Here is an 18,876-nt window from a genome sequence, read left to right on the forward strand (position 1 = left end):
CGTTCTTTCGCGATTCGCAGATCGGGCGCACCCCGCCGGCAGCATCGTAGAGGACCTCGCGGCCAGCGCGCCCCCGGACCCTTCGGCGCGGCGACGCGTTTGACGATCCGCCTCAGCGGCATCAAATGATTGTTATCCAAGACTTACGGGAGATCGGGATGCACAGGTCGCACCAAATCGCACTGGCGGGTTTCCTGCTTGCGGTAGCGCAGCCCGCTTGGGCGGAGATCGTGAACCTGACCAACAGTGCAGAGGGCGAGAACAAGGACAAGGGCGTCGCCGCGGTGAAGCAGAAGCTGGTCGCGGCGTGCACCGAGCGCAGCGGCAAGCCCGATGCGGCGTCGTTCGAGATCGTCTTCGAGAAGACCTCGCCCAACCCCGACGTGCCCAAGCCCTATTATGTCGACGGCAAGATGAAATGCGATCTGCCCTGATGAGCGGCTGATCGCGCCCGTCACTTCTTCCATGCCGGCTCCGCGCTCAGCCGCGTCATCAACAGCGCCGCGCGCTTGATCTGGCGGGGGAAGCTGTCGAGGTCGACGCGTTCTTCCGGCGTGTGGTCGCCGCTGCTGCTGGGGCCGAGGCCGGCGATGCTGTCGACGTGCGCGGCGACGAAGCTGATGTCGCCGGCGCCGCGCTTGAGCGGATCGAGCACCGGCATCGCGGGCAGGCCGAGATCGGTGTTGATGCCGTTGATCCGGTCGAGCAGCGCCTTGTTGCCGGCGGTCGGCGCCATCGGCGGATAGCCTTCCTCGAACGCGATGGTCGCGCCGGTCTGCGGCAGATGCTGCGCGACGATCGCCTCCATCTTCGCCTTCACCCGCACGATCTGCTCCTCGGTCAGCGCGCGGAAATCGCCCTTGGCGATGGCGATGGGCGGCACGATGTTGGTCTTGCCGGTGGCGGCGATCTCGGCGTCGTTGGCGCTCGGCGTCGCGGTCGCGCCGCCGCCGATCAGGCCGATGTTGAAGGTCAGGTTGGGCTCCGGCAGGTCCTTGCGGAACGCGGTGAGGATGCGCGCCAGTTCATAGATCGCGCCGTCACCGACCTCGGGCGAGAAGATGCCGCTCGAATGCGCGGACTTGCCGGTCGCGGTGATCGTGTAGCTGGCCGAGGAGCGTCGCGCGATCGAGCCCTGGTCGCGCCCGTCGATCACCACCAGCCCCTCGAAATCGAGCGCGACGTCGGCATTGTCTGCCGCCGCGACCAGATCGGCACGCGCCGCCTCGACCGGCTTGCCGGCGGATTCCTCGTCTCCGGTCAGCACGACTTCGATATTGGCGCCGTCCAGCGTGCCGGCCGCTTTCATCGCGCGGAGCGCGGCGAGCATCACGACGATGCCGCCCTTGTCGTCGCCCGCGCCGGGGCCGTGCAGGAGGTTCCCCTCGCGCTTCGCGGTCTGGAAGGGGGAATTGGGTTCGAACACCGTGTCGAGGTGGCCGATCAGCAGCATCCGCGTCGTGCCGGGCTTGCCCTTGTGGGTCGCGATCAGGTGGCCGGCGCGATCGACCTTCGCCATCGGCACCCAGCGGGTGGTGAAGCCGAGCGCCTCGAACTCAGGCGCCACCATGTCGCGCACCTTCGTCACCCCGGCGACATTGCGGGTGCCGCTGTTCTGCGCGACCAGTTTCTCGAGCAGCGCGATATCGGCGGTGATGCCGCGATCGGCCTCCGCGACGATCCGGCGCTCGGGCGCGGAGAGCTTCGCGACGGCGGGTGTGGCGAGGATGAGGAGCGAGAGGGCGGCGAGCGAAAAGCGGGTCATGGCCGGAGGATAGCTGCGCCGGCGGGCAGGCGCGAACATTTTCCTCCCCGGCGCTCGGCACCGGGGAGGAGGCATGGACGACCTTATTTGCTCAACCCGCGGCTGCGCAGCAGCGGTGCCAGTTCCGGATCATGCCCGGTCATGTTGCGGAACATCTCGCCATAATCCTCGCTGTGCCCGCGCGAGAGCACGCGGTCGCGGAAGCGCTGGCCGTTGGCACGGGTCATGCCGCCATTGGCCTTGAACCAGTCGTAGACATTCTCCTCGAGCATGTCGGTCCAGATATAGGCGTAATATCCCGCCGCGTAGCCGCCACCCCAGACGTGCGAGAAATAGCTGGTGCGGTAGCGCGGGGGAATGTGCGCCACGTCCAGCCCCGTCGCCGCCAGCGTCTTCGCCTCGAACGCGTCGATATCCTGCTTCGCCGCATCGGCACCCAGCGAGTGCCAGCCCATGTCGAGCTGCGCTGCCGCCAGCAGTTCGCCGAAGATGAAGCCCTGGTTGAACCTTTCGGCGCGCTTGATCTTTTCGACCAGCGCCTGCGGCATCGCCGCGCCCGTCTGGTAATGCCTGGCATAGTTGGCCAGCACGCGCGGTTCGAGCGCCCAATGCTCGTTGAACTGCGACGGGAACTCGACGAAGTCGCGCGCCACCGACGTGCCCGAGATCGAGGGATAGGTGCCGTTGGCCAACAGCCCGTGCAGGCCGTGGCCGAATTCATGGAACATCGTCCGCACATCCTCGAACGTCACCAGTTCGGGCTGGCCGGGGGCGGGCTTGGTGAAGTTGGCGGTGTTGCTGATCACCGGCTTGGTGCCGAACAGCTTGGACTGCGGCACATAGGCGTTCATCCAGGCGCCGCCGGCCTTGTTGTCGCGCTTCCAGTAGTCGAAATAGACGAGGCCCAGCGGCGCGCCATTCTCCTCGAACACCTCATAGACGCGGATGTCGGGGTGATAGGTCGGGATGTCGGTGCGGCGCTTGAAGGTGATGCCGTAAAGCTCGGTCGCCGCGAAGAACACGCCGTTTTCCAGCACGTTCCAGATGTTGAGGTAGGGCTTGGTCTCCTCCTCGTCGAGGTCGTATTTCGCCTTGCGGACCTTCTCCGCATAGAGGCTCCAGTCCCACGGGGCGATGTCGAAGGCCTTGCCCTCGGCCTTCGCCGCCGCCTGGATTTCGGCGAGCTCGCGCGCCTGCCCCGCCGCGGTCGGCGCGTCGAGGCCGTTGAGGAAGGCGATGGCGGCAGTGGAGGTCTTCGCCATCTGCTCGGTCAGCGCATAATCCGCCCAGGTCGGAAAGCCGAGCAGCTTCGCCTTCTTCGCGCGCAGCATCGCGATCTGGGCGATCGTGTCGCGGGTGTCGTTGTCGTCGCCCTTCTCGGCGCGGGTCCAGCTCTGGTTGAACAGCGCCTCGCGCGTGGCGCGATCGGTGAGCGACTGCATCGCGGGCTGGTCGGTGGTGTTCTGCAGCGGCAGCACGAACTTGCCGGCGAGGCCGCGATCCCTGGCATCCTGCGCGGCGGTGGCGATGCCGCTGGCGTTGAGCCCGGCGAGCTTGGCCTCGCTGTCGACCACCAGCGCGCCCGCCTTGGTCGCGGCGAGCAGTTTCTGGCGGAAGCCGATCTCCAGCGTCGAGAGCTGCAGGTTGAGGGTGCGCAGGCTGGCCTGGTCGGCGGCGGAAAGCCGGGCGCCGGCGCGGACGAACTGCTGGTAATAGGTGTCGAGCAGCATCGCCTGTTCGCCATCCAGCTTCAATGTCGCGCGGCGATCGTGCAGCGCCTTGACCCGCGCCCAAAGCGTCGCGTCGAGATAGATGGTGTCGCGATAGGCGGCGAGCTTGGGGGCGAGCGCCTTCTGCGTCGCCTGCAATGTCGGGTTGGTGTTGGCCTGCGCCACCTGCCCGAACGCCCGCTGCGCGCGGCTCAGCATCTGGCCCTGCCGCTCCATCGCGACGATCGTGTTGTCGAAGGTCGGCGCCGCCTTGTTGTCGGCGATCCTGCGCACTTCGGCGAGGCTGGCGGCGATGCCGTCCTCGATCGCGGGCTGATAGTCGCTGTCCTGGATGCGGTCGAACGCGGGCGCCTGATAGGGCAGGCTGCTCGGTTCCGCGAAGGGGTTGGCGGCGGCGGCAGGGGTCATGGCGATCGACACGGACGAGGCAAGCAACAGGGAACGCAACATCATAACATCCTGAACTGGGCAATGGTGCTGGATAGCGATGCGCCGCTCCGCCTGTCGATAGGGCAGGGCGCCGCCGGTCAGTCTCCGCCGGCGGGCGCCGCCGGGACGACCATCTTCGGCGCCGCGGAGAGGCGGCGGATCAGATCGGTCTCGGCCTCCCGGTAGGGCGCGCCATCGGCACGGAACACCTCATGGAACCAGATGGTCGGTTCCTCCATCGTATAGGGCTTCTTCCAGCTGTCCCACGGCAGGCGCGTCTGCGTCTTTCCGTCGACGAACCCCCAGTTCATCATCGCGACATTATGGCGCTTGGCGATCGGCAATGACCCGTCGAAGGTCGATCCGTTTCCGCGCGCCATATATTCGGTGCACAGGATCGGGCGGCCATAGGGGATGAGCTGCTTCACCCGACGCTCGAACACCTCCGGCCAGTTATAGTCGTGGAACGAGATCACGTCGGACTGGCCGAGCTGCAGCCTGTCCATCGCAGACGTCTTGCCGTTTGGGGTCCAGTCGTCGCCCTGCCAAACCCCGGAGGTGAGCGGCTGCGACGGGTCCGCATCGCGCGCCCAGACGAAAACCTGCGCCAGCAGCGCGCGCACCAGCGGCTCCTTGCCTTCCTGGCCCTTATACTGGTCCGCGCCATTGTCCGGCTCGTTCCACAGATCCCAGCCGAGCACGCGCTGGTCGTCCTTGAAGGCGCCGATCACGCCTTGCACATAGGTCTTGTACTTCGGCCAGGCCGCGCGGTCACGAAGTCCGGCCATGCCGGGGCCCTGCACCCAGCCGGAATTGTGCACGCCGGGGATCGGCGGATGCTGCGGGCCGAGCTTCGGCGCCGGATCCCAGCAACTGTCGAACAGCACGAACAGCGGCCTGATGCCGCGGCGCTGCGCGATGGTCAGGAATTCATCGATCCTGCGCTTGAAGCCTTCGGCATCCTGTTCCCAGAGCTGGTCGTGCAGGAACACGCGCATCGTGTTCATGCCGATGCCTTGCGCCAGACGCAGCTCGTCGTCGATGCGCCTGGGATCCCAGGTCTCGGCCTGCCACATCTCCAGCTGGTTGATCGCAGAGGCCGGCGTATAGTTTGCGCCCACCAGCCAGGGCTGCTTTGCATACCATGCGTTGGCCTCGGCGGCGGTCCATCGCGGCCGCGCTTCGGCGGCCGGCACGAGCACCGCGCCGGACGCGAGCAGCCCGGCGAGCAGCATCATTCTCATGGTCCGTTTCTCTCGCCGCGTCATGTCGGGCGACCTCCTCTCCAACGCTATGCTGCGGCGGTCGGCTTATTTTTCGGTGATCTCGCCGCGTCAGGCAACCAACCCGATGCCAAGCTATTATAGCGGCATAACGACCAATAAGACAAAAAGCCCCGCCCAACACGATAAGAGGAGCGGGCCGAAGATCAGGAGAGGATCATGCGGCATCGTGTCGCCATTTCGATCTCGGCATTTGCCCTGATCGTCGCGCAGCGCAGCTTCGCCCAGGAATCACCGCAACCGCCGGCGCCGCAACCGCAGCAGGGCAGCGCCGCGCCGGAAGCCTCACCGGCTGCCGCCGGCCCGTCCGGTGGGAACCCCGATCAGGACATCATCGTCACCGGCTTCCGCCGCAGCATCGCCAGCGCCCAATCGATCAAGCGCAACTCCGAAGGGATCGTCGATGCGATCGTGGCCGAGGATATCGGCAAGCTGCCCGATATCACGGCTTCCGCTGCGCTCGCGCGCGTCACCGGCGTACAGGTGAACCGCGGGGCGGGCGAAGCGGCGCAGGTCCAGATCCGCGGCCTGCCCGATATCTCCACCACCTATAACGGCCGCGAGATCTTCACCGCCGAGAACCGGTTCGTCGCCATCCAGGATTTCCCGGCGGGCGCCGTCCAGGCGCTCGAAGTCTATAAATCGTCGACCGCCAACCTGATCGAGGGCGGCATCGGCGGACAGGTCAATGTCCGCTCGCGCCGGCCGTTCGACTTCGACGGTTTCGGACTCTCGGGCTCGCTCAACGCCGTCCATTGGGAGCAGAGCCAGGAATTCGACTATAACGGCAATCTGCTGATCAGCGATCGCTGGGACACCGGCATCGGCGAGATCGGCGTGCTGGTGAATGCCGCGATCACCAACATCGATTTTCTCGACGCCACGCGCGAGAATGATCGTTTCGTCACCCCCGCGCCGGGCGATCCGGCCGATGCGGCGGGCTTTACCCGGCCGAACGGCAGCGGCCTATTCTACGGCAACGGCAATCGCTGGCGCCCGTCGGTCAACGCCGCGATCCAGTGGAGACCATCCTCCACGCTGGAATTTTATGTCGACGGCCTGTTCCAGGGCTATCGCGCCGAAGACCGCAACCATTGGCTGTTCGTTCCCACCTTCGGGGGCGGCGCGCAGTACAGCAATGTCGTGCTGCGCGACGATGGCAGCAATTCGGTGCGCAGCATGACCGTCACCGGCGCCGCCAATCCGGACGGGTTTGACGAGTTCCGCAAGGCGCGCACCAACACCTACCAGATCGCCGGCGGTGGCATATGGTCCCCCGGACAGCTCAAGCTTTCCGCGGATATCGCCTATACCGACAGCAGCTATACCGAAAAGCAGATCAACATCGACTATGCGTTCGCCGGTTCGCCGACGCGCAACGTCGAGTTCGACCGGCCAGGCGGGCAGGGCGGCGGTACGTTCGACTTCATCGATTTCAACGCGGCCGACCCGAACAATTATCTGCTGCGCGGCCTGTTCGACCGCAACTTCCGCGCGGAAGGCGAGGATCTCCAGGCGCGGCTCGACGCCGAATATGAAACGGGACTGAGCATCCTGCCCAAGATCAGCGCGGGCTTCCGGTTCAACGATCGCGACGCGGCGCGCTATAACGGCCAGCGCTATGCGCCGTTGCTCGATCTCGGCATCGCCTATCCCGACCTGCCGGTCGATATCGGGCCGATCCGCCGCGGCTTCCGCTTCGATCGCGCCCAGCCCGAGTCGCAGTTCCCCGGCGCCAGCTTCGGCAGCGTCTTCGACAATCGCGATGCGCTACGCGCCATCGCCGGCTTCCCGAACGGCGATGTGCCGTTCGCCGAACTGGAAACCTTCACCGCCTCGGAGCGCGCCTATGCGGGCTATGGGCAGCTGAACTACGCGATCGAAGCCGGCATTCCGATCACAGGAACCATCGGCGTCCGCGTGATCAACACGCGGACGACGGTGAACGGCAACTCGTTCGATGCCACCACCGGCACCTTCACGCCGATCAGCCAGACCAACAGATATACCGACTATCTGCCGAGCGCGACGTTGCGTGCCGAACTCGCCGACGGACTGCAGCTTCGCCTTGCCTATACGCGGACGCGGACCCGCCCGAACTTCATCGATCTCAATCCGTCGAGCAATGTCGGCACCGTACCGCTGGTCTGCACCCCGGTGCCCGGCAACCCCGACAGCGGCCCCGATGCGCCGAACTGCATCATCGACATCACCTCCGGCAATCCGAACCTCGCCCCGCTCGAATCGGACAATTACGATCTGTCGCTGGAATATTATTTCTCGCGCACCGGGTCGCTGACCGCCGGCATCTTCCGCCGCGACGTCAGCAACTTCATCTTCCGCAACACCACCCTGACCGAAATCGCCGGCCAGCCCGACCGCCGGGTCAACGCACCCAGCAATGGCGGCGACGGCCGCGTGCAGGGCGCGGAAGTGGCGTTCAACGGGTTTCTGGAATTCGACAGCCTGCCCGAATGGGCGCAGGGCTTCGGCATCCAGGCCAACTACACCTATCTCGACGCCTCGACGGAACTGCAGCCCAGCTTCCAGGATCGCCTGCCCGGCCAGCAGGCCTTTCCCAACGTCTCGAAGCACGCGTTCAACCTCGTGGGCCTCTATGAACGCCCGAGCTTTTCGGCGCGGCTCGCTTACAACTGGCGCTCGAAGTTCGTCATCGAATATCAGGATCTGCAGAACGGCTTTCTGTCGCCTCTCTACCAGAAGTCGCTGGGCGTGCTCGATTTCTCGGCAACGCTCACGCCGATCGAGAATATCACGGTCGCGTTCGACGTGCTGAACATGCTCGGCACCCCGATCCGCACCGACCGCGTCTATAATGAAGCGGGCGACAGCTATCCCTTCCAGGTCCGGTACATCGAGCGCACCTATTCGCTCGGCGTCCGTTTCCGCTTCTGATGCAGGGTGATCGGATGACGATGCTGCGTTTGTTCCTCACGGCGGCGCTGGCCACCGCCGCCGCGGTGCCGGCGAAGGCCCGCAATCCGCAGTTCCAGGGCGCCGATCCCCATGCGATGTTCATCGGCGGCGACCTGTGGATTTTCCCCACCGGCGGCCCCGGCGGCGCGTGGGAGGCGGATCGCTTCTTCGCCTTCTCGTCGCGCGACCTGAAGACATGGGAGAAGCGCGGCGAACTGATCCGGCGCGATCAGATCGCCTGGATCGGTGACGATGGCGCGCCCGCACATTTCCTCTGGGCGCCGGGCGTGGCGACGCGCAACGGCAAATATTATCTCTATTATTCGGTCGGCCCCCAGAATCCGACGCCCAGCCGGATCGGCGTCGCCGTCGCAGACCGGCCCGCCGGGCCCTATCGCGACAGCGGCAAGCCGCTGATCACCGGCGGCAACGGGTTCGAGGCGATCGACCCGATGGTCTTCGCCGATCCGCGCTCGGGCAAGACCTATCTCTACGCCGGCGGCAGCGCCGGCGCGACGTTGCGGGTCTGGGAACTCAGGCCCGACATGATCGGCACCGCGCGCGAGGTGAAGGTGGAACAGCCGCCCCACTTCACCGAGGGCGCCTTCGTGCATGAGCGCAACGGCGTCTATTATCTCTCCTACAGCCACGGCCGGTGGAACGGCCCCGACTATTCGGTGCATTATGCCACCGCCGCCTCGCCGACCGGTCCGTGGCGTTATCGCGGCGCGATCCTGACCAGCGACGCGCGCCACCAGGGCCCCGGGCACCACAGCATCGTCCGCGCCCGCAACGGCGAATGGCTGATCGTCTATCATCGCTGGGAGCGCCCGGCGGGCCCCGGCCCGTTCGCCGGCGAACGGCAGATCGCGATCGACGTCCTGCGCTATGGCGCGGACGGCACCATTCTTCCGGTGCGCATGACCGACGGCGATGCGCCGACGTTGGCGGGACGGAGGCGGTAGGCCTTCGCGGTCGTCCGTCGTGCAGCGGGGCGAGGGATCACCCCGCCGTCTTCGGCTTCCACGTCACCACGCGATAGACATAGCCGACCAGGATAAACCCGATCACCGCGATCGAGATCGGACCGACATATTTCTCGATGTCGGCATATTGCCTTCCCAGTACGAAGCCGCCCACCGCCAGCGCCGCCGTCCAGCCCGCGGTGCCGAGTGCGGACCAGATCAGGAAGCGGGGCTGCTTCATCGCCAGCAGTCCGGCGGGGATCGACACCAGCGAACGCACGCTGGGCAGCATCCGGCCGACGAACACGAAGGCGGCGCCGCGCTTGTCGAACTGTTCCTCGGCGCGTTCGATCTCGCTCCAGTCGAGCGTCAGCCAGCGGCCGTAGCGCTTGATGAAGGGCTTGAACCGCTCGATGCCGATCCAGCGTGCGATGCCGTACCACATATAATTGCCGGCCATCGCGCCGGCAGTGCCGCTGGCGATCACCGCCCACAACGACATCTCCCCCTTGGCCGCCTGCAATCCGGCGAGCGGCATGATCACTTCGGAGGGGATCGGCGGAAAGACCGTCTCCAGGAACATCAGCAGGAACACGCCGAAATAGCCGGCCTGCTCCACCATCCTGATGATCCATTCGCTCATCCGGCAGCGACCTTTCGCTCGATCGCGTCCCAGATCATGCCCGCGGTGTCGGAGCCGTTGAACGTGTCGATCGCGACGATGCCGGTGGGGGAGGTGACGTTGATCTCGGTCAGCCACTCGCCGCCGATCACGTCGATGCCCACGAACAGCAGGCCGCGCTTCTTGAGTTCGGGCCCGAGCGCGGCGCAGATCTCGCGCTCCTTCTCGGTCAGTTCGGTCTTCGCCGCCTTGCCGCCGACCGCGAGGTTGGAGCGGATCTCGCCCTCGCCGGGGATGCGGTTGACCGCGCCGGCCACCTCGCCGTCGACCAGCACGATGCGCTTGTCGCCCTTGGTGACGGAGGGGATGAACGCCTGCACCATGTGCGGCTCGCGATAGGCGGTGTTGAACACCTCGATCAGCGAGGAGAGGTTGGCGCCGTCCGACCCGACCTTGAAGATCGCCTTGCCGCCATTGCCGTGCAGCGGCTTCACGACGATCTCGCCATGCGTCTCCAGAAACGCGCGCGCCTCTGCATAGCTGCGCGTGACGAGAGTCGGCGGCATGAAGCGCTGATAGTCGAGAACGAACACCTTCTCCGGCGCGTTGCGCACCGAGGCGGGGTCGTTGACCACCAGCGTCTCGTGGGTGATGCGCTCGAGCAGATGGGTGGCGGTGATGTAGCCGAGGTCGAACGGCGGATCCTGCCGCATCAGCACGACGTCGATATCGCTGCCCAGGTCGATGCGCACCGGATCCTCGAAACGGTGATGATCGCCCTTCACGCGCTGCACCGTCACCGGCCGCGCTTGGGTCCACACCCGGCCATCGGCATAGTTGAGCTCGTCCGCGGTGTAGTGGAACAGGCTGTGCCCGCGCGCCTGCGCGGACAGCATCAGCGCGAAGGTGGAATCGCCACCGATGTTGATGCCTTCAAGCGGGTCCATCTGGACCGCAACGCGCAACGCCATAAGTTCGCTCCCTTTCCGCTCGTGCTCCGAAGTCCGTTCACCCTGAGTGGCCATTGAGCGAAGTCGAAATGGCGTATCGAAGGGGGCAGGCTCGGCGCCAGGTCCTTCGATACGGGTCTTCGCCAGGCTCAGCCCCTACTCAGGACGAACGGGGAGGTCGGGGGCCGATCTAGGGACGCCTGCCCGGCTTGTCAGCCATGCCACACATTTTTCAGGTGCCGCGGCCACTTGCGCGGCGCGATCAGCATGACGTCGATGCGGATCGCGTCGCCCGGCCGGGCGAAGCGCGGGCCGAGCATTTCGGCGGCCATGGCGACGCGGCGCAGCCGGTGCGCGTCGATCGCAACGTCGAGCTCGGCGTCGGTCCGCCGCGTCTTGACCTCGACGAAGGCCACCGTCCGCCCGCGCCGTGCGACCAGATCGACCTCGCCGCCGCGGGTGCGCACGCGCCGCGCGAGGATCGACCAGCCGGTCAGCCGCAGCCACCAGGCGGCGATGGTCTCGCCGCGGCGGCCGCGCGCCTCGGCAGCGGCGCGGGCGGCGGTCACTCCGCTTCTTCTTCCGCCGCCGCATCCTTCAGCGCCAGCGCCTGCGCGTAGAGCGCCTTGCGGTCGGCACCGAGGCGCTTCGCGACTTCGCCGGCGGCCTTGGCGGCGGGCAGGCGGGTCAGCGCCTCGGCGAGGGCGGCTTCCACCTCATCCTCGGCGGCGGGCGGCGCTTCGCCCGGCGGGCCGACGACGATCACGATCTCGCCCCTGGGCGCCTTTTCCGCATAGCGTTCGGCGAGGCCGGTCAACGTGCCGGTCACGCATTCCTCGAACGTCTTGCTGATCTCTCGCGCGACGCCGGCCTCGCGGTCACCCAGCCCCTCGGCGAGTGCCGCAAGGGTCGCGGCGAGGCGCGGGCCCGATTCGTAGAACAGCAGGGTCGCGCGGATCGCGGCCACCTCGGCGATGGCGTCGGCGCGCGCCTTGGCCTTGGCGGGCAGGAAGCCGAGGAAGAAGAAGCGGTCGGTGGGGAGGCCCGCCAATGTCAGCGCGGCGACCGCGGCGCAGGGGCCGGGCAAGGTGGTGACGGCATGGCCCGCCGCGCGCGCGTCGCGCACCAGCTTGAAACCGGGATCGGAGATGAGCGGCGTCCCCGCATCCGATACGAGCGCGATCGCCTCATGCCCCATGCGGGCGACGAGGCCGGGGCGCACCGCATCGGCATTATGGTCATGATAGGGGGTCATCGGCTTCTTCGTGCCGATATGCTGAAGCAGCTTGGCGGTGACGCGGCTATCCTCCACCGCGATCAGATCGGCATGCGCCAGCACATGGGCTGCGCGAGGCGAAAGATCGCCCAAGTTGCCGATCGGCGTCGCGACGATGTAGAGACCCGGCTCGAGTTGGGTGTTCATGGGAGGATTCATGGCAGAGGCGATGGTGGTGTCGCAACCGCGGCAAACGTGGCGCGGCACTTTCAGGCTCGCCGTGGTCGCGGCGGCGCTGCTGATATCGGGCTGTCAGACGATGATCCCGAAGGGCAAGCCGCCCCCGACCGACCAGCCGCCGCCCGTCGAGCGGCCGGATGAGCCGGGGGATATCGGCACCGGTCTGCCGCAGGACAAGGCGCGCCACCGCGTTGCGCTGCTGGTGCCGATGACGGGCGCCAACGCCGGCGTCGGCCAGTCCATCGCCAACGCTGCGAACCTCGCGGTGCTGGATACCGGCGGCAACGCGATTCGCATCACCACCTATGACACCGCGACGGGCGCTGCCGCGGCGGCGCAGAAGGCGCTCGCCGAGGGCAGCAGCGTGATTCTGGGGCCGCTGCTGGCGGAAGACGTCCGCGCCGTGGCGCCGATCGCGCGCGCGCGCCGCGTGCCGCTGATCAGCTTCTCCAACGATGCCAGCGTGGCCGGCAACGGCACCTATCTGCTCGGCTTCTCGCCCGCGCAGTCGATTCGCCGCGTCGTCGAATATGCCCGCTCCAAGGGGATGACGCGTTTCGCCGGGCTGGTCCCCAACGGTGTCTATGGCCAGCGTTCGTCCAGCGCGCTGCTGCGTGCGGTGGAATCTGCGGGCGGGCAGGTCGTCTCGATGCAGAATTTCGATCGCTCGAAGACCTCGATCAGCGCGGCGATCACGCGGATGTCGAAGGATTCGGCCTATCAGGCGGTGCTGATCGCCGACAGTGGCAGCTTCGCCGCGCAGGCCGTGCCGCTGATCCGGCGCAACGGCGGGGCGACGGCGAAGATCCTCGGCACCGAATTGTGGAACACGGAGGCCGGGCTGGTGTCGAGCGTGCCGATGCGCGGCGCCTGGTTCGCGTCGGTGCCCGACAATCTCTACACGCAGCTCGCGGCCAAATATCGCGCCCGCTACGGCCGCGCGCCCTATCGCCTCGCGAGCCTCGGATATGATTCGGTGCTGCTGGTGACGCGCATCTCGCGCGACTGGAAGGTCGGCCAGCCCTTCCCGGTAAAGGCGATGAACGATTCGGGCGGTTTCTCGGGCATCGACGGACCGTTCCGCTTCGGTCGCGACGGCATCGCCGATCGCATGCTGGAAGTGCAGCAGATCGACGCCACGGGCTTCACGACGGTCTCGCCGGCGCCCAGGCAGTTCCAGGAGTGAGGCTGCGGGCCGGGTGATGCATTTGAAATGTCCTCCCCGAGCAAGGCTCGGGGAGGACAATGGCGGACGGATGACGCCATGACGCTCCCCATCCACGCCGTGCTTGCCGACCTGCTCGGCGTGCTCGCCACCCGCTCGTCCGCGGTGCTGGTGGCGCCGCCGGGGGCTGGCAAGACCACCGCGGTCGCGCCCGCGCTGCTCGATCAGCCATGGTGCAGCGGCCGGATCCTGCTGCTCAGCCCCCGCCGCCTCGCCGCGCGCGCTGCCGCGGAACGGATGGCGGCGCTTGCCGGCGAGCCGGTCGGCCGCACGATCGGCTATGCGACCCGGCTCGACAGCCGCCAATCCGCCGCCACCCGCGTGCTGGTCGTCACCGAGGGGATTTTCGTCAACCGCATCCAGGCGGATCCCGAGTTGGACGGCGTCTCCGCGGTGCTGTTCGACGAAGTTCACGAACGCAGCCTCGACAGCGATTTCGGCCTCGCGCTCGCGCTCGATGCGCAGGCGGGGCTGCGGCCCGATCTCCGTCTCGTCGCGATGTCCGCCACATTGGACGGCGCCCGTTTCGCCGCGCTGATGGACGACGCGCCGGTGATCGAAAGCGCGGGGCGGATGTTTCCGCTCGACATCCGCCACATCGGCCGCGCCGCCGAGGCGCGCATCGAGGATGCGATGGCCTCCGCGGTGCGTCGCGCGCTGGCGGAGGAGGCGGGCGGGGTGCTCGCCTTCCTGCCCGGCGTCGCCGAGATCGAGCGCACGGCCGAGCGGCTGACCGACCTGCCCGCCGGCGTCGACCTCCACCGCCTCCATGGCAGCATGGAGCCGGCGGCGCAGCGCGCGGCGATTGCGCCTGCACCGGCGGGCACGCGCAAGCTGGTGCTGGCGACGAGCATCGCCGAGACCAGCCTGACGCTGGACGGGGTGCGCGTCGTCGTCGATTCGGGGCTGGCGCGCCGCCCGCGCTACGATCGCGCGGCGGGGATGACCCGGCTCGTCACCGAGCGTGCGAGCCAGGCGGCGGTCACCCAGCGTGCCGGCCGCGCCGGGCGTCAGTCGCCGGGCGTCGCCTATCGTCTGTGGGAAGCGGCGGCGACCGCCGGCCTGCCGCGCTTCGATCCGCCCGAGATATTGGAGGCCGATCTCTCGCCGCTGATGCTGGCGACCGCGATCTGGGGCGTGGCCGATCCGCGCGCGCTGCGCTGGATCGATCCGCCGCCCGAGGCTGCGGTGGTGGAGGCGCGCTCGCGGCTGGCGGCGCTCGATGCGCTCGATGCGGATGGGCGCCCGACCGCGCATGGCCGCGCCATCGCCGCTTTGCCCTTGCCGCCGCGTCTCGCGCACATGCTGATCGCCGCGGCGGACCATGGCTGGACGCGCACCGCCGCCGAGGTCGCGGTGCTGCTCGGCGAACGCGGGCTCGGCGGCAACGATGCCGATCTGGATCTCCGGCTCAGGCGCTGGCGCGGCGAGCGAGGACAGCGCGCGGAGGCGGCGCGGGGACTGGCGAAGCGCTGGCAGGGGCTGGTGCGGGGCGGCGATTCAGGCGCGTCCGGGCCGGAAGCGATACCGGGCTGCGTCGCGCTTGCCTTTCCCGATCGCGTCTCGAAGCGGCGCGGGTCCTCGGGCGAGGATTGGGCATCGGTCGGCGGGCGCGGCTTCCGGCTCGATCCGACGTCGCCGCTGGCGCGCGCCGAATGGCTGGCGGTCGCCGAAACCCAGGGCGCGGCATCGGGCGCGCGCATCCTCTCCGCCGCGGCGATCGACGAGGCCGAGGTGATGGAATTGTTCGCCGATCGCATCGAGACCGTGCGCTCGGTGCGTTTCGATCCGGCGACCGGCACCGCGGATGCGCTGCGCGAGCGCCGGCTGGGCGCGATCCGCCTCGCCAGCGGGCGGGACGATCGCGCCGATCCGGAGGACGTGACCGCCGCTTTGCTCGATGGCGTGCGCACGCACGGCGTCGGGCTGTTGCCCTGGGGGGAGGCGGCGACGGCGCTGCGCACCCGCGCGGCGTTCGCGGCGGCGCATGGCGCGCCCGAGGTCGATCTCAGCGACGAAGGCCTGGGCGCGCGGCTCGACGAATGGCTGCCGGCGCTGCTTTCCGGGCGGCGGCGGCTGGGCGACGTGCCCGCCTCGGCGCTGCATGGCGCGATCGAGGGGATGATCGGCTGGGATGGCATGAAGGCGATCGATCGCCTCGCGCCCGCCCGCTTCCACTCGCCCGCCGGATCGAGTCACGAGATCGACTATGCGGCGGAGGGCGGCCCGAAACTGGAACTGCGCGTGCAGGCGCTGTTCGGCCTGGCGACACATCCCTCGATCGCCGGCGGCGCGGTGCCGCTGGTGCTGAGCCTCACTTCGCCCGCCGGCCGCCCGATCCAGACCACGCGCGACCTGCCCGGGTTCTGGTCGGGGAGCTGGCAGGCGGTGGCGAAGGAGATGCGCGGCCGCTACCCCCGCCATCCCTGGCCCGAAAACCCCGCGTCCGCTGCCGCGACGTTGCGCACCAAGCGCGCCGACGCGCGCAACGCTTGACCATCGCCCCGGCGATGCGGCAGTGCGGAACGGCAGAGAAATTCCAGGACACAGCCATGGCCGCCCGTATCTTCCAGAAGCCCAAGAACGCGATGCAGTCGGGCCGCGCCGGCACCCAGCACTGGGTGCTGGAGTTCGAACCCGCCGAGCCGAAGCGCGCCGACCCGCTGATGGGCTGGGCCGGATCGCGCGACACGCAGGAACAGGTCCGCCTCTCCTTCCCGACGCTGGATGCGGCCAAGGCCTATGCCGAGCGCGAGGGTCTCGCCTATCACGTCATCCCCGCGCCGGCGCGTCGGCTGAAGCTGCAGGCTTACGCGGACAATTTTCGCTGAGTTGAAAGCCCTCTCCGTTCCGGGGAGGACATAATCGGCTTTTGACAAGCGGCTCCCGCGCGGCGAAGCTTGCGGCAGGGGAGGGCGGTTGATGCTGCGTGTGCTGCTGGCGAGTGCCATGTTGCTGGCGTCCGGCGTCGGCGCCGCGCAATCGGCCGATGGCCCGATCATCGGCGATCGGCCGCAAAGCCCGCACCGGTTGCCCGCGACCGATCTCGACTGGCTGTCCGGTGACTGGCGGGCGGGCAATGCTGCGGACGGCATCACCATCGAACATTGGGAACCGATGCGCGGCGGCACGAAGCTGGGTATCGGCCAGACGCTCAAGGGCGGGGTCACGCGCGGCTTCGAATATATGCGGATCGTCCGCCATGTCGACGGGCTGGTCTTCTACGGCCAGCCATCGGGCAAGCCCGCGGTGGCCTTCCCGGCGGTTGTGCTGCGCGAGGATCCGGCGGGGGGCACTGCCGAGATCGTCTTCGCCAATCCGCAGCATGATTATCCGACGCACATTTCCTACCGGCTGGCCGAGGGCGGCACGATGCTGGTCGCGACGACGCGCGGGCGCGATCCTGCCCGCGATACGATGACGTGGCAGTATCACCGGATCGCGCCGGACGGGGGCATGTGAGGGACGGGCGCACGAAGCCGCCTCGCTTCTCGGCCGTGCCTCGGCTAGTCCCATCGGGCAACCGAGCAGGGAGAAGGTGATGACGACCGCGCTGCAGCAGATTCCGCTCACGACGATCGACGGCAAGGATGCCAGCCTCGCCGACCATGACGGCAAGGTCGTGCTCGCCGTCAACGTCGCATCGAAATGCGGGCTGACCCCGCAATATGAAGGGCTGGAAAAGCTCTACGCCGCCTACAAGGATCAGGGCCTCGTCGTCGCGGGCTTCCCGGCGAATGATTTCGGCGCGCAGGAGCCGGGCACCGACGAGGAGATCGCCAGCTTCTGCACGACCAATTTCGGCGTCGATTTTCCGATGTATTCCAAGATCACCGTCGCCGGGCCGGACAAGCATCCGCTCTACAAGCTGCTCACCGAGGCGGCGCCAGCGGCCGAGGGCGATCCCGAGGCGTTCCGCGAAAGGCTGCGCGGCTATGGCATGACGCCCAACCCCGAACCCGAAGTGCTGTGGAACTTCGAGAAGTTCCTCATCGGTCGTAACGGCACCGTCGCAGGCCGCTTTGCGCCCACGACCGCGCCGGACGATGCGGCGCTGGTCGCCGCAATCGAGGCGGAACTCGCGAAGGGCTGAGGGCAAGTCGGTCTTCCTCCCCGAGCGATGCTCGGGGAGGTCGTCTCTTCAGCGCCCTATTTCTTCTCGGCCGCCTTGTCCGCCGCTTCCTTTTCCTTCGCCTTCTTGACGCCGGCATCCACTTCCGCCGCGGTCACCGGCGGCAGCGGCTTGCAACCCTTCGCCTTGGCGGTGCCCTTCAGGTAGGAACGGCGGGTGGTGCCGGCATAGATCGCCGCCTCGAAGCGGCGCTGCTGGGCATTGGCGCCGGTCACCTCACGGACAAGGCCGCGAAACGGGATCAGGCTGCCGACCAGGCTGCCGCCCACGGACACGATGCGGTCCGCCGTCTTCTGGCGGGCTTCCTCGGTCGCATCGACATCGGCGCCGAGCACACCGTTCAGTTCGATGATTTCGGCGTTGATCTGCTTGCAGGTGCGCATGCCGGCAAGGCTGTAGGGATCGTCCTGAACCGACACCAGCTTGGGGGGAATCTCGTCCTTATGGATGTTGAGATCCTCCAGCGGCTGGGTGGCGATGCCCTTGGCGCGCTGGCCGGCGTTCTGCTCGGGCGCGCCGCCCTGCGCCAGCGCGGGCGCTGCGGGCAGCATCGCCGTCGCGATCAGCGCGGTCGCCGCCAGTCCGTGGGTAAACAGGGTTGCGGTCTTCCGCATCGAAAACCCTTTCGCTCGTTCGATGATATGGGTCGCACCACCAGGGTGCCGATGCAAGCGTAACGATCAGGTCGTCCGTGGGTTGCAAATGCCTGCCCCGCCGATGAACTTTTGTCAAAATCCTGCAAAGGCGTTTCGCTTGACACGCTTTCGCGATTGTCGCATATTTCTGTCATGACAGAAATTACCGAACATGATGCAACATTGCCTCCGGCGGTTCGCGCGTTCGTGCTGCACTGGGGCGACATGGGGAGCCAGTGGGGCGTCAACCGTTCCGTGGCGCAGATCCATGCGCTGCTCTATCTCAGCGAGCGACCGCTGAACGCCGACGAGATCGGCGAAAAGCTGGGCATTGCGCGCAGCAACATCTCCAACTCGCTGAAGGAACTGGTCGGTTGGCGGCTGGTGCGGCGCGTGCCGGTGATGGGCGATCGCCGCGACCATTTCGAGGCCGAGGTCGATCTCTGGCAGATGCTCACCCGCATCGCCGAAGGCCGCAAGCAGCGCGAGATCGACCCCGCCGTCGCCGCGCTCGAACTGTGCCGCGCCGAAGCGCAGGGCGATCCGCGCATCGGCAAGGTCGCGCGCGGCCGGATCGAGGCGATGTATGATTTCGTCAAGACGATGGAGAAATGGCACGACGAGATGATCCAGGTCTCGCCGTCGCGGCTGCTCATGCTGATCAAGATGGGCCGCAAGGTGCTCGCACTGATTCCGGGCGGCAAAACGAAGGACTGATCGCGGCCGGAACGCGGCCGCATTACGTGC

17 protein-coding genes are annotated in these 18,876 nt (G+C 67.6%); 9 read left to right on the forward strand and 8 right to left on the reverse strand.

Annotation, left to right across the window (positions count from 1 at the left end; genetic code table 11):
* Positions 1-158: 158 nt before the first annotated feature.
* Complete coding sequence (locus tag NX02_RS26740; protein ID WP_025295233.1) at positions 159-434, forward strand: hypothetical protein; 276 nt, start codon at positions 159-161, stop codon at positions 432-434.
* Positions 435-454: 20 nt separating this feature from the next.
* Here NX02_RS26740 and NX02_RS26745 read toward each other — a convergent pair whose 3' ends face one another.
* The 3 genes from NX02_RS26745 to NX02_RS26755 all read right to left on the reverse strand — a co-directional run bounded on the left by NX02_RS26745 (position 455) and on the right by NX02_RS26755 (position 5,168).
* Entirely contained in the window at positions 455-1,804 is a 1,350-nt protein-coding gene (locus tag NX02_RS26745) for a M20/M25/M40 family metallo-hydrolase (RefSeq protein ID WP_425424023.1), read from the reverse strand.
* 44 nt (positions 1,805-1,848) lie between these two features.
* Positions 1,849-3,948 carry a M3 family metallopeptidase gene (locus NX02_RS26750; RefSeq protein WP_245648712.1) on the reverse strand — a complete coding sequence of 700 codons (2,100 nt, stop codon included), beginning with the start codon at positions 3,946-3,948 and terminating at the stop codon, positions 1,849-1,851.
* Positions 3,949-4,022: 74 nt separating this feature from the next.
* Positions 4,023-5,168 (reverse strand): cellulase family glycosylhydrolase, encoded by a 1,146-nt coding sequence (locus NX02_RS26755; RefSeq protein WP_025295235.1) that lies wholly within the window; start codon positions 5,166-5,168, stop codon positions 4,023-4,025.
* A gap of 198 nt (positions 5,169-5,366) precedes the next feature.
* On the opposite strand from NX02_RS26755, the gene NX02_RS26760 reads away from it, so the two are divergent.
* Both NX02_RS26760 and NX02_RS26765 read left to right on the forward strand, forming a co-directional pair.
* Entirely contained in the window at positions 5,367-8,123 is a 2,757-nt protein-coding gene (locus NX02_RS26760) for a TonB-dependent receptor (protein ID WP_025295236.1), read from the forward strand.
* A 14-nt stretch (positions 8,124-8,137) separates the two neighbouring features.
* Positions 8,138-9,109, forward strand: coding sequence for a family 43 glycosylhydrolase (locus NX02_RS26765; protein ID WP_039998135.1), 972 nt, complete (start codon positions 8,138-8,140; stop codon positions 9,107-9,109).
* Between the two features lie 37 nt (positions 9,110-9,146).
* Here NX02_RS26765 and NX02_RS26770 read toward each other — a convergent pair whose 3' ends face one another.
* From NX02_RS26770 to rsmI, 4 genes are all read right to left on the reverse strand, one after another.
* Positions 9,147-9,752, reverse strand: a complete 606-nt coding sequence (locus NX02_RS26770) for a DedA family protein (protein ID WP_025295238.1) — start codon at positions 9,750-9,752, stop codon at positions 9,147-9,149.
* Complete coding sequence (gene gshB / locus NX02_RS26775) at positions 9,749-10,702, reverse strand: glutathione synthase (protein ID WP_025295239.1); 954 nt, start codon at positions 10,700-10,702, stop codon at positions 9,749-9,751. The genes NX02_RS26770 and gshB overlap by 4 nt, the downstream gene beginning before the upstream one ends.
* 191 nt (positions 10,703-10,893) lie before the next feature.
* Complete coding sequence (locus NX02_RS26780) at positions 10,894-11,250, reverse strand: YraN family protein (RefSeq protein ID WP_025295240.1); 357 nt, start codon at positions 11,248-11,250, stop codon at positions 10,894-10,896.
* Positions 11,247-12,104 (reverse strand): 16S rRNA (cytidine(1402)-2'-O)-methyltransferase, encoded by an 858-nt coding sequence (rsmI, locus tag NX02_RS26785; protein ID WP_047099863.1) that lies wholly within the window; start codon positions 12,102-12,104, stop codon positions 11,247-11,249. The genes NX02_RS26780 and rsmI overlap by 4 nt, the downstream gene beginning before the upstream one ends.
* 10 nt (positions 12,105-12,114) lie before the next feature.
* Here rsmI and NX02_RS26790 point away from each other — a divergent pair, with 10 nt between their 5' ends.
* The 5 genes from NX02_RS26790 to NX02_RS26810 all read left to right on the forward strand — a co-directional run bounded on the left by NX02_RS26790 (position 12,115) and on the right by NX02_RS26810 (position 17,455).
* Entirely contained in the window at positions 12,115-13,323 is a 1,209-nt protein-coding gene (locus tag NX02_RS26790; protein WP_025295242.1) for a penicillin-binding protein activator, read from the forward strand.
* Positions 13,324-13,401: 78 nt separating this feature from the next.
* A complete protein-coding gene (gene hrpB, locus NX02_RS26795; protein WP_025295243.1) occupies positions 13,402-15,858 on the forward strand; it encodes an ATP-dependent helicase HrpB in 2,457 nt (818 codons plus the stop codon).
* 56 nt (positions 15,859-15,914) lie between these two features.
* On the forward strand, positions 15,915-16,193 hold the full coding sequence (locus NX02_RS26800; protein WP_025295244.1) for an ETC complex I subunit: 279 nt from the start codon (positions 15,915-15,917) through the stop codon (positions 16,191-16,193).
* A gap of 91 nt (positions 16,194-16,284) precedes the next feature.
* Positions 16,285-16,824 (forward strand): DUF6265 family protein, encoded by a 540-nt coding sequence (locus NX02_RS26805; protein WP_025295245.1) that lies wholly within the window; start codon positions 16,285-16,287, stop codon positions 16,822-16,824.
* Between the two features lie 79 nt (positions 16,825-16,903).
* Positions 16,904-17,455 carry a glutathione peroxidase gene (locus tag NX02_RS26810; RefSeq protein ID WP_025295246.1) on the forward strand — a complete coding sequence of 184 codons (552 nt, stop codon included), beginning with the start codon at positions 16,904-16,906 and terminating at the stop codon, positions 17,453-17,455.
* Between the two features lie 56 nt (positions 17,456-17,511).
* Here the strand turns inward: NX02_RS26810 and NX02_RS26815 are convergent, their stop codons facing one another.
* Positions 17,512-18,108 carry a hypothetical protein gene (locus NX02_RS26815; RefSeq protein ID WP_025295247.1) on the reverse strand — a complete coding sequence of 199 codons (597 nt, stop codon included), beginning with the start codon at positions 18,106-18,108 and terminating at the stop codon, positions 17,512-17,514.
* Between the two features lie 204 nt (positions 18,109-18,312).
* On the opposite strand from NX02_RS26815, the gene NX02_RS26820 reads away from it, so the two are divergent.
* The gene (locus NX02_RS26820; protein ID WP_342671287.1) at positions 18,313-18,846 is read left to right on the forward strand and encodes a GbsR/MarR family transcriptional regulator; all 534 of its coding nucleotides are present in this window, start codon (positions 18,313-18,315) and stop codon (positions 18,844-18,846) included.
* Positions 18,847-18,876 lie beyond the last annotated feature (30 nt).

The organism is Sphingomonas sanxanigenens DSM 19645 = NX02, from assembly GCF_000512205.2.
GTDB lineage: Bacteria > Pseudomonadota > Alphaproteobacteria > Sphingomonadales > Sphingomonadaceae > Sphingomonas_D > Sphingomonas_D sanxanigenens.

Excerpts from the sequence above, each read along its gene's own strand:
- NX02_RS26740 (WP_025295233.1), top strand. The coding sequence starts at position 159 with ATGCACAGGTCGCACCAAATCGCACTGGCGGGTTTCCTGCTTGCGGTA.
- NX02_RS26745 (WP_425424023.1), bottom strand. The coding sequence starts at position 1,804 with ATGTTCGCGCCTGCCCGCCGGCGCAGCTATCCTCCGGCCATGACCCGC.
- NX02_RS26750 (WP_245648712.1), bottom strand. The coding sequence starts at position 3,948 with ATGATGTTGCGTTCCCTGTTGCTTGCCTCGTCCGTGTCGATCGCCATG.
- NX02_RS26755 (WP_025295235.1), bottom strand. The coding sequence starts at position 5,168 with ATGAGAATGATGCTGCTCGCCGGGCTGCTCGCGTCCGGCGCGGTGCTC.
- NX02_RS26760 (WP_025295236.1), top strand. The coding sequence starts at position 5,367 with ATGCGGCATCGTGTCGCCATTTCGATCTCGGCATTTGCCCTGATCGTC.
- NX02_RS26765 (WP_039998135.1), top strand. The coding sequence starts at position 8,138 with ATGACGATGCTGCGTTTGTTCCTCACGGCGGCGCTGGCCACCGCCGCC.
- NX02_RS26770 (WP_025295238.1), bottom strand. The coding sequence starts at position 9,752 with ATGAGCGAATGGATCATCAGGATGGTGGAGCAGGCCGGCTATTTCGGC.
- gshB (WP_025295239.1), bottom strand. The coding sequence starts at position 10,702 with ATGGCGTTGCGCGTTGCGGTCCAGATGGACCCGCTTGAAGGCATCAAC.
- rsmI (WP_047099863.1), bottom strand. The coding sequence starts at position 12,104 with ATGAACACCCAACTCGAGCCGGGTCTCTACATCGTCGCGACGCCGATC.
- NX02_RS26790 (WP_025295242.1), top strand. The coding sequence starts at position 12,115 with ATGGCAGAGGCGATGGTGGTGTCGCAACCGCGGCAAACGTGGCGCGGC.
- hrpB (WP_025295243.1), top strand. The coding sequence starts at position 13,402 with ATGACGCTCCCCATCCACGCCGTGCTTGCCGACCTGCTCGGCGTGCTC.
- NX02_RS26800 (WP_025295244.1), top strand. The coding sequence starts at position 15,915 with ATGGCCGCCCGTATCTTCCAGAAGCCCAAGAACGCGATGCAGTCGGGC.
- NX02_RS26805 (WP_025295245.1), top strand. The coding sequence starts at position 16,285 with ATGCTGCGTGTGCTGCTGGCGAGTGCCATGTTGCTGGCGTCCGGCGTC.
- NX02_RS26810 (WP_025295246.1), top strand. The coding sequence starts at position 16,904 with ATGACGACCGCGCTGCAGCAGATTCCGCTCACGACGATCGACGGCAAG.
- NX02_RS26815 (WP_025295247.1), bottom strand. The coding sequence starts at position 18,108 with ATGCGGAAGACCGCAACCCTGTTTACCCACGGACTGGCGGCGACCGCG.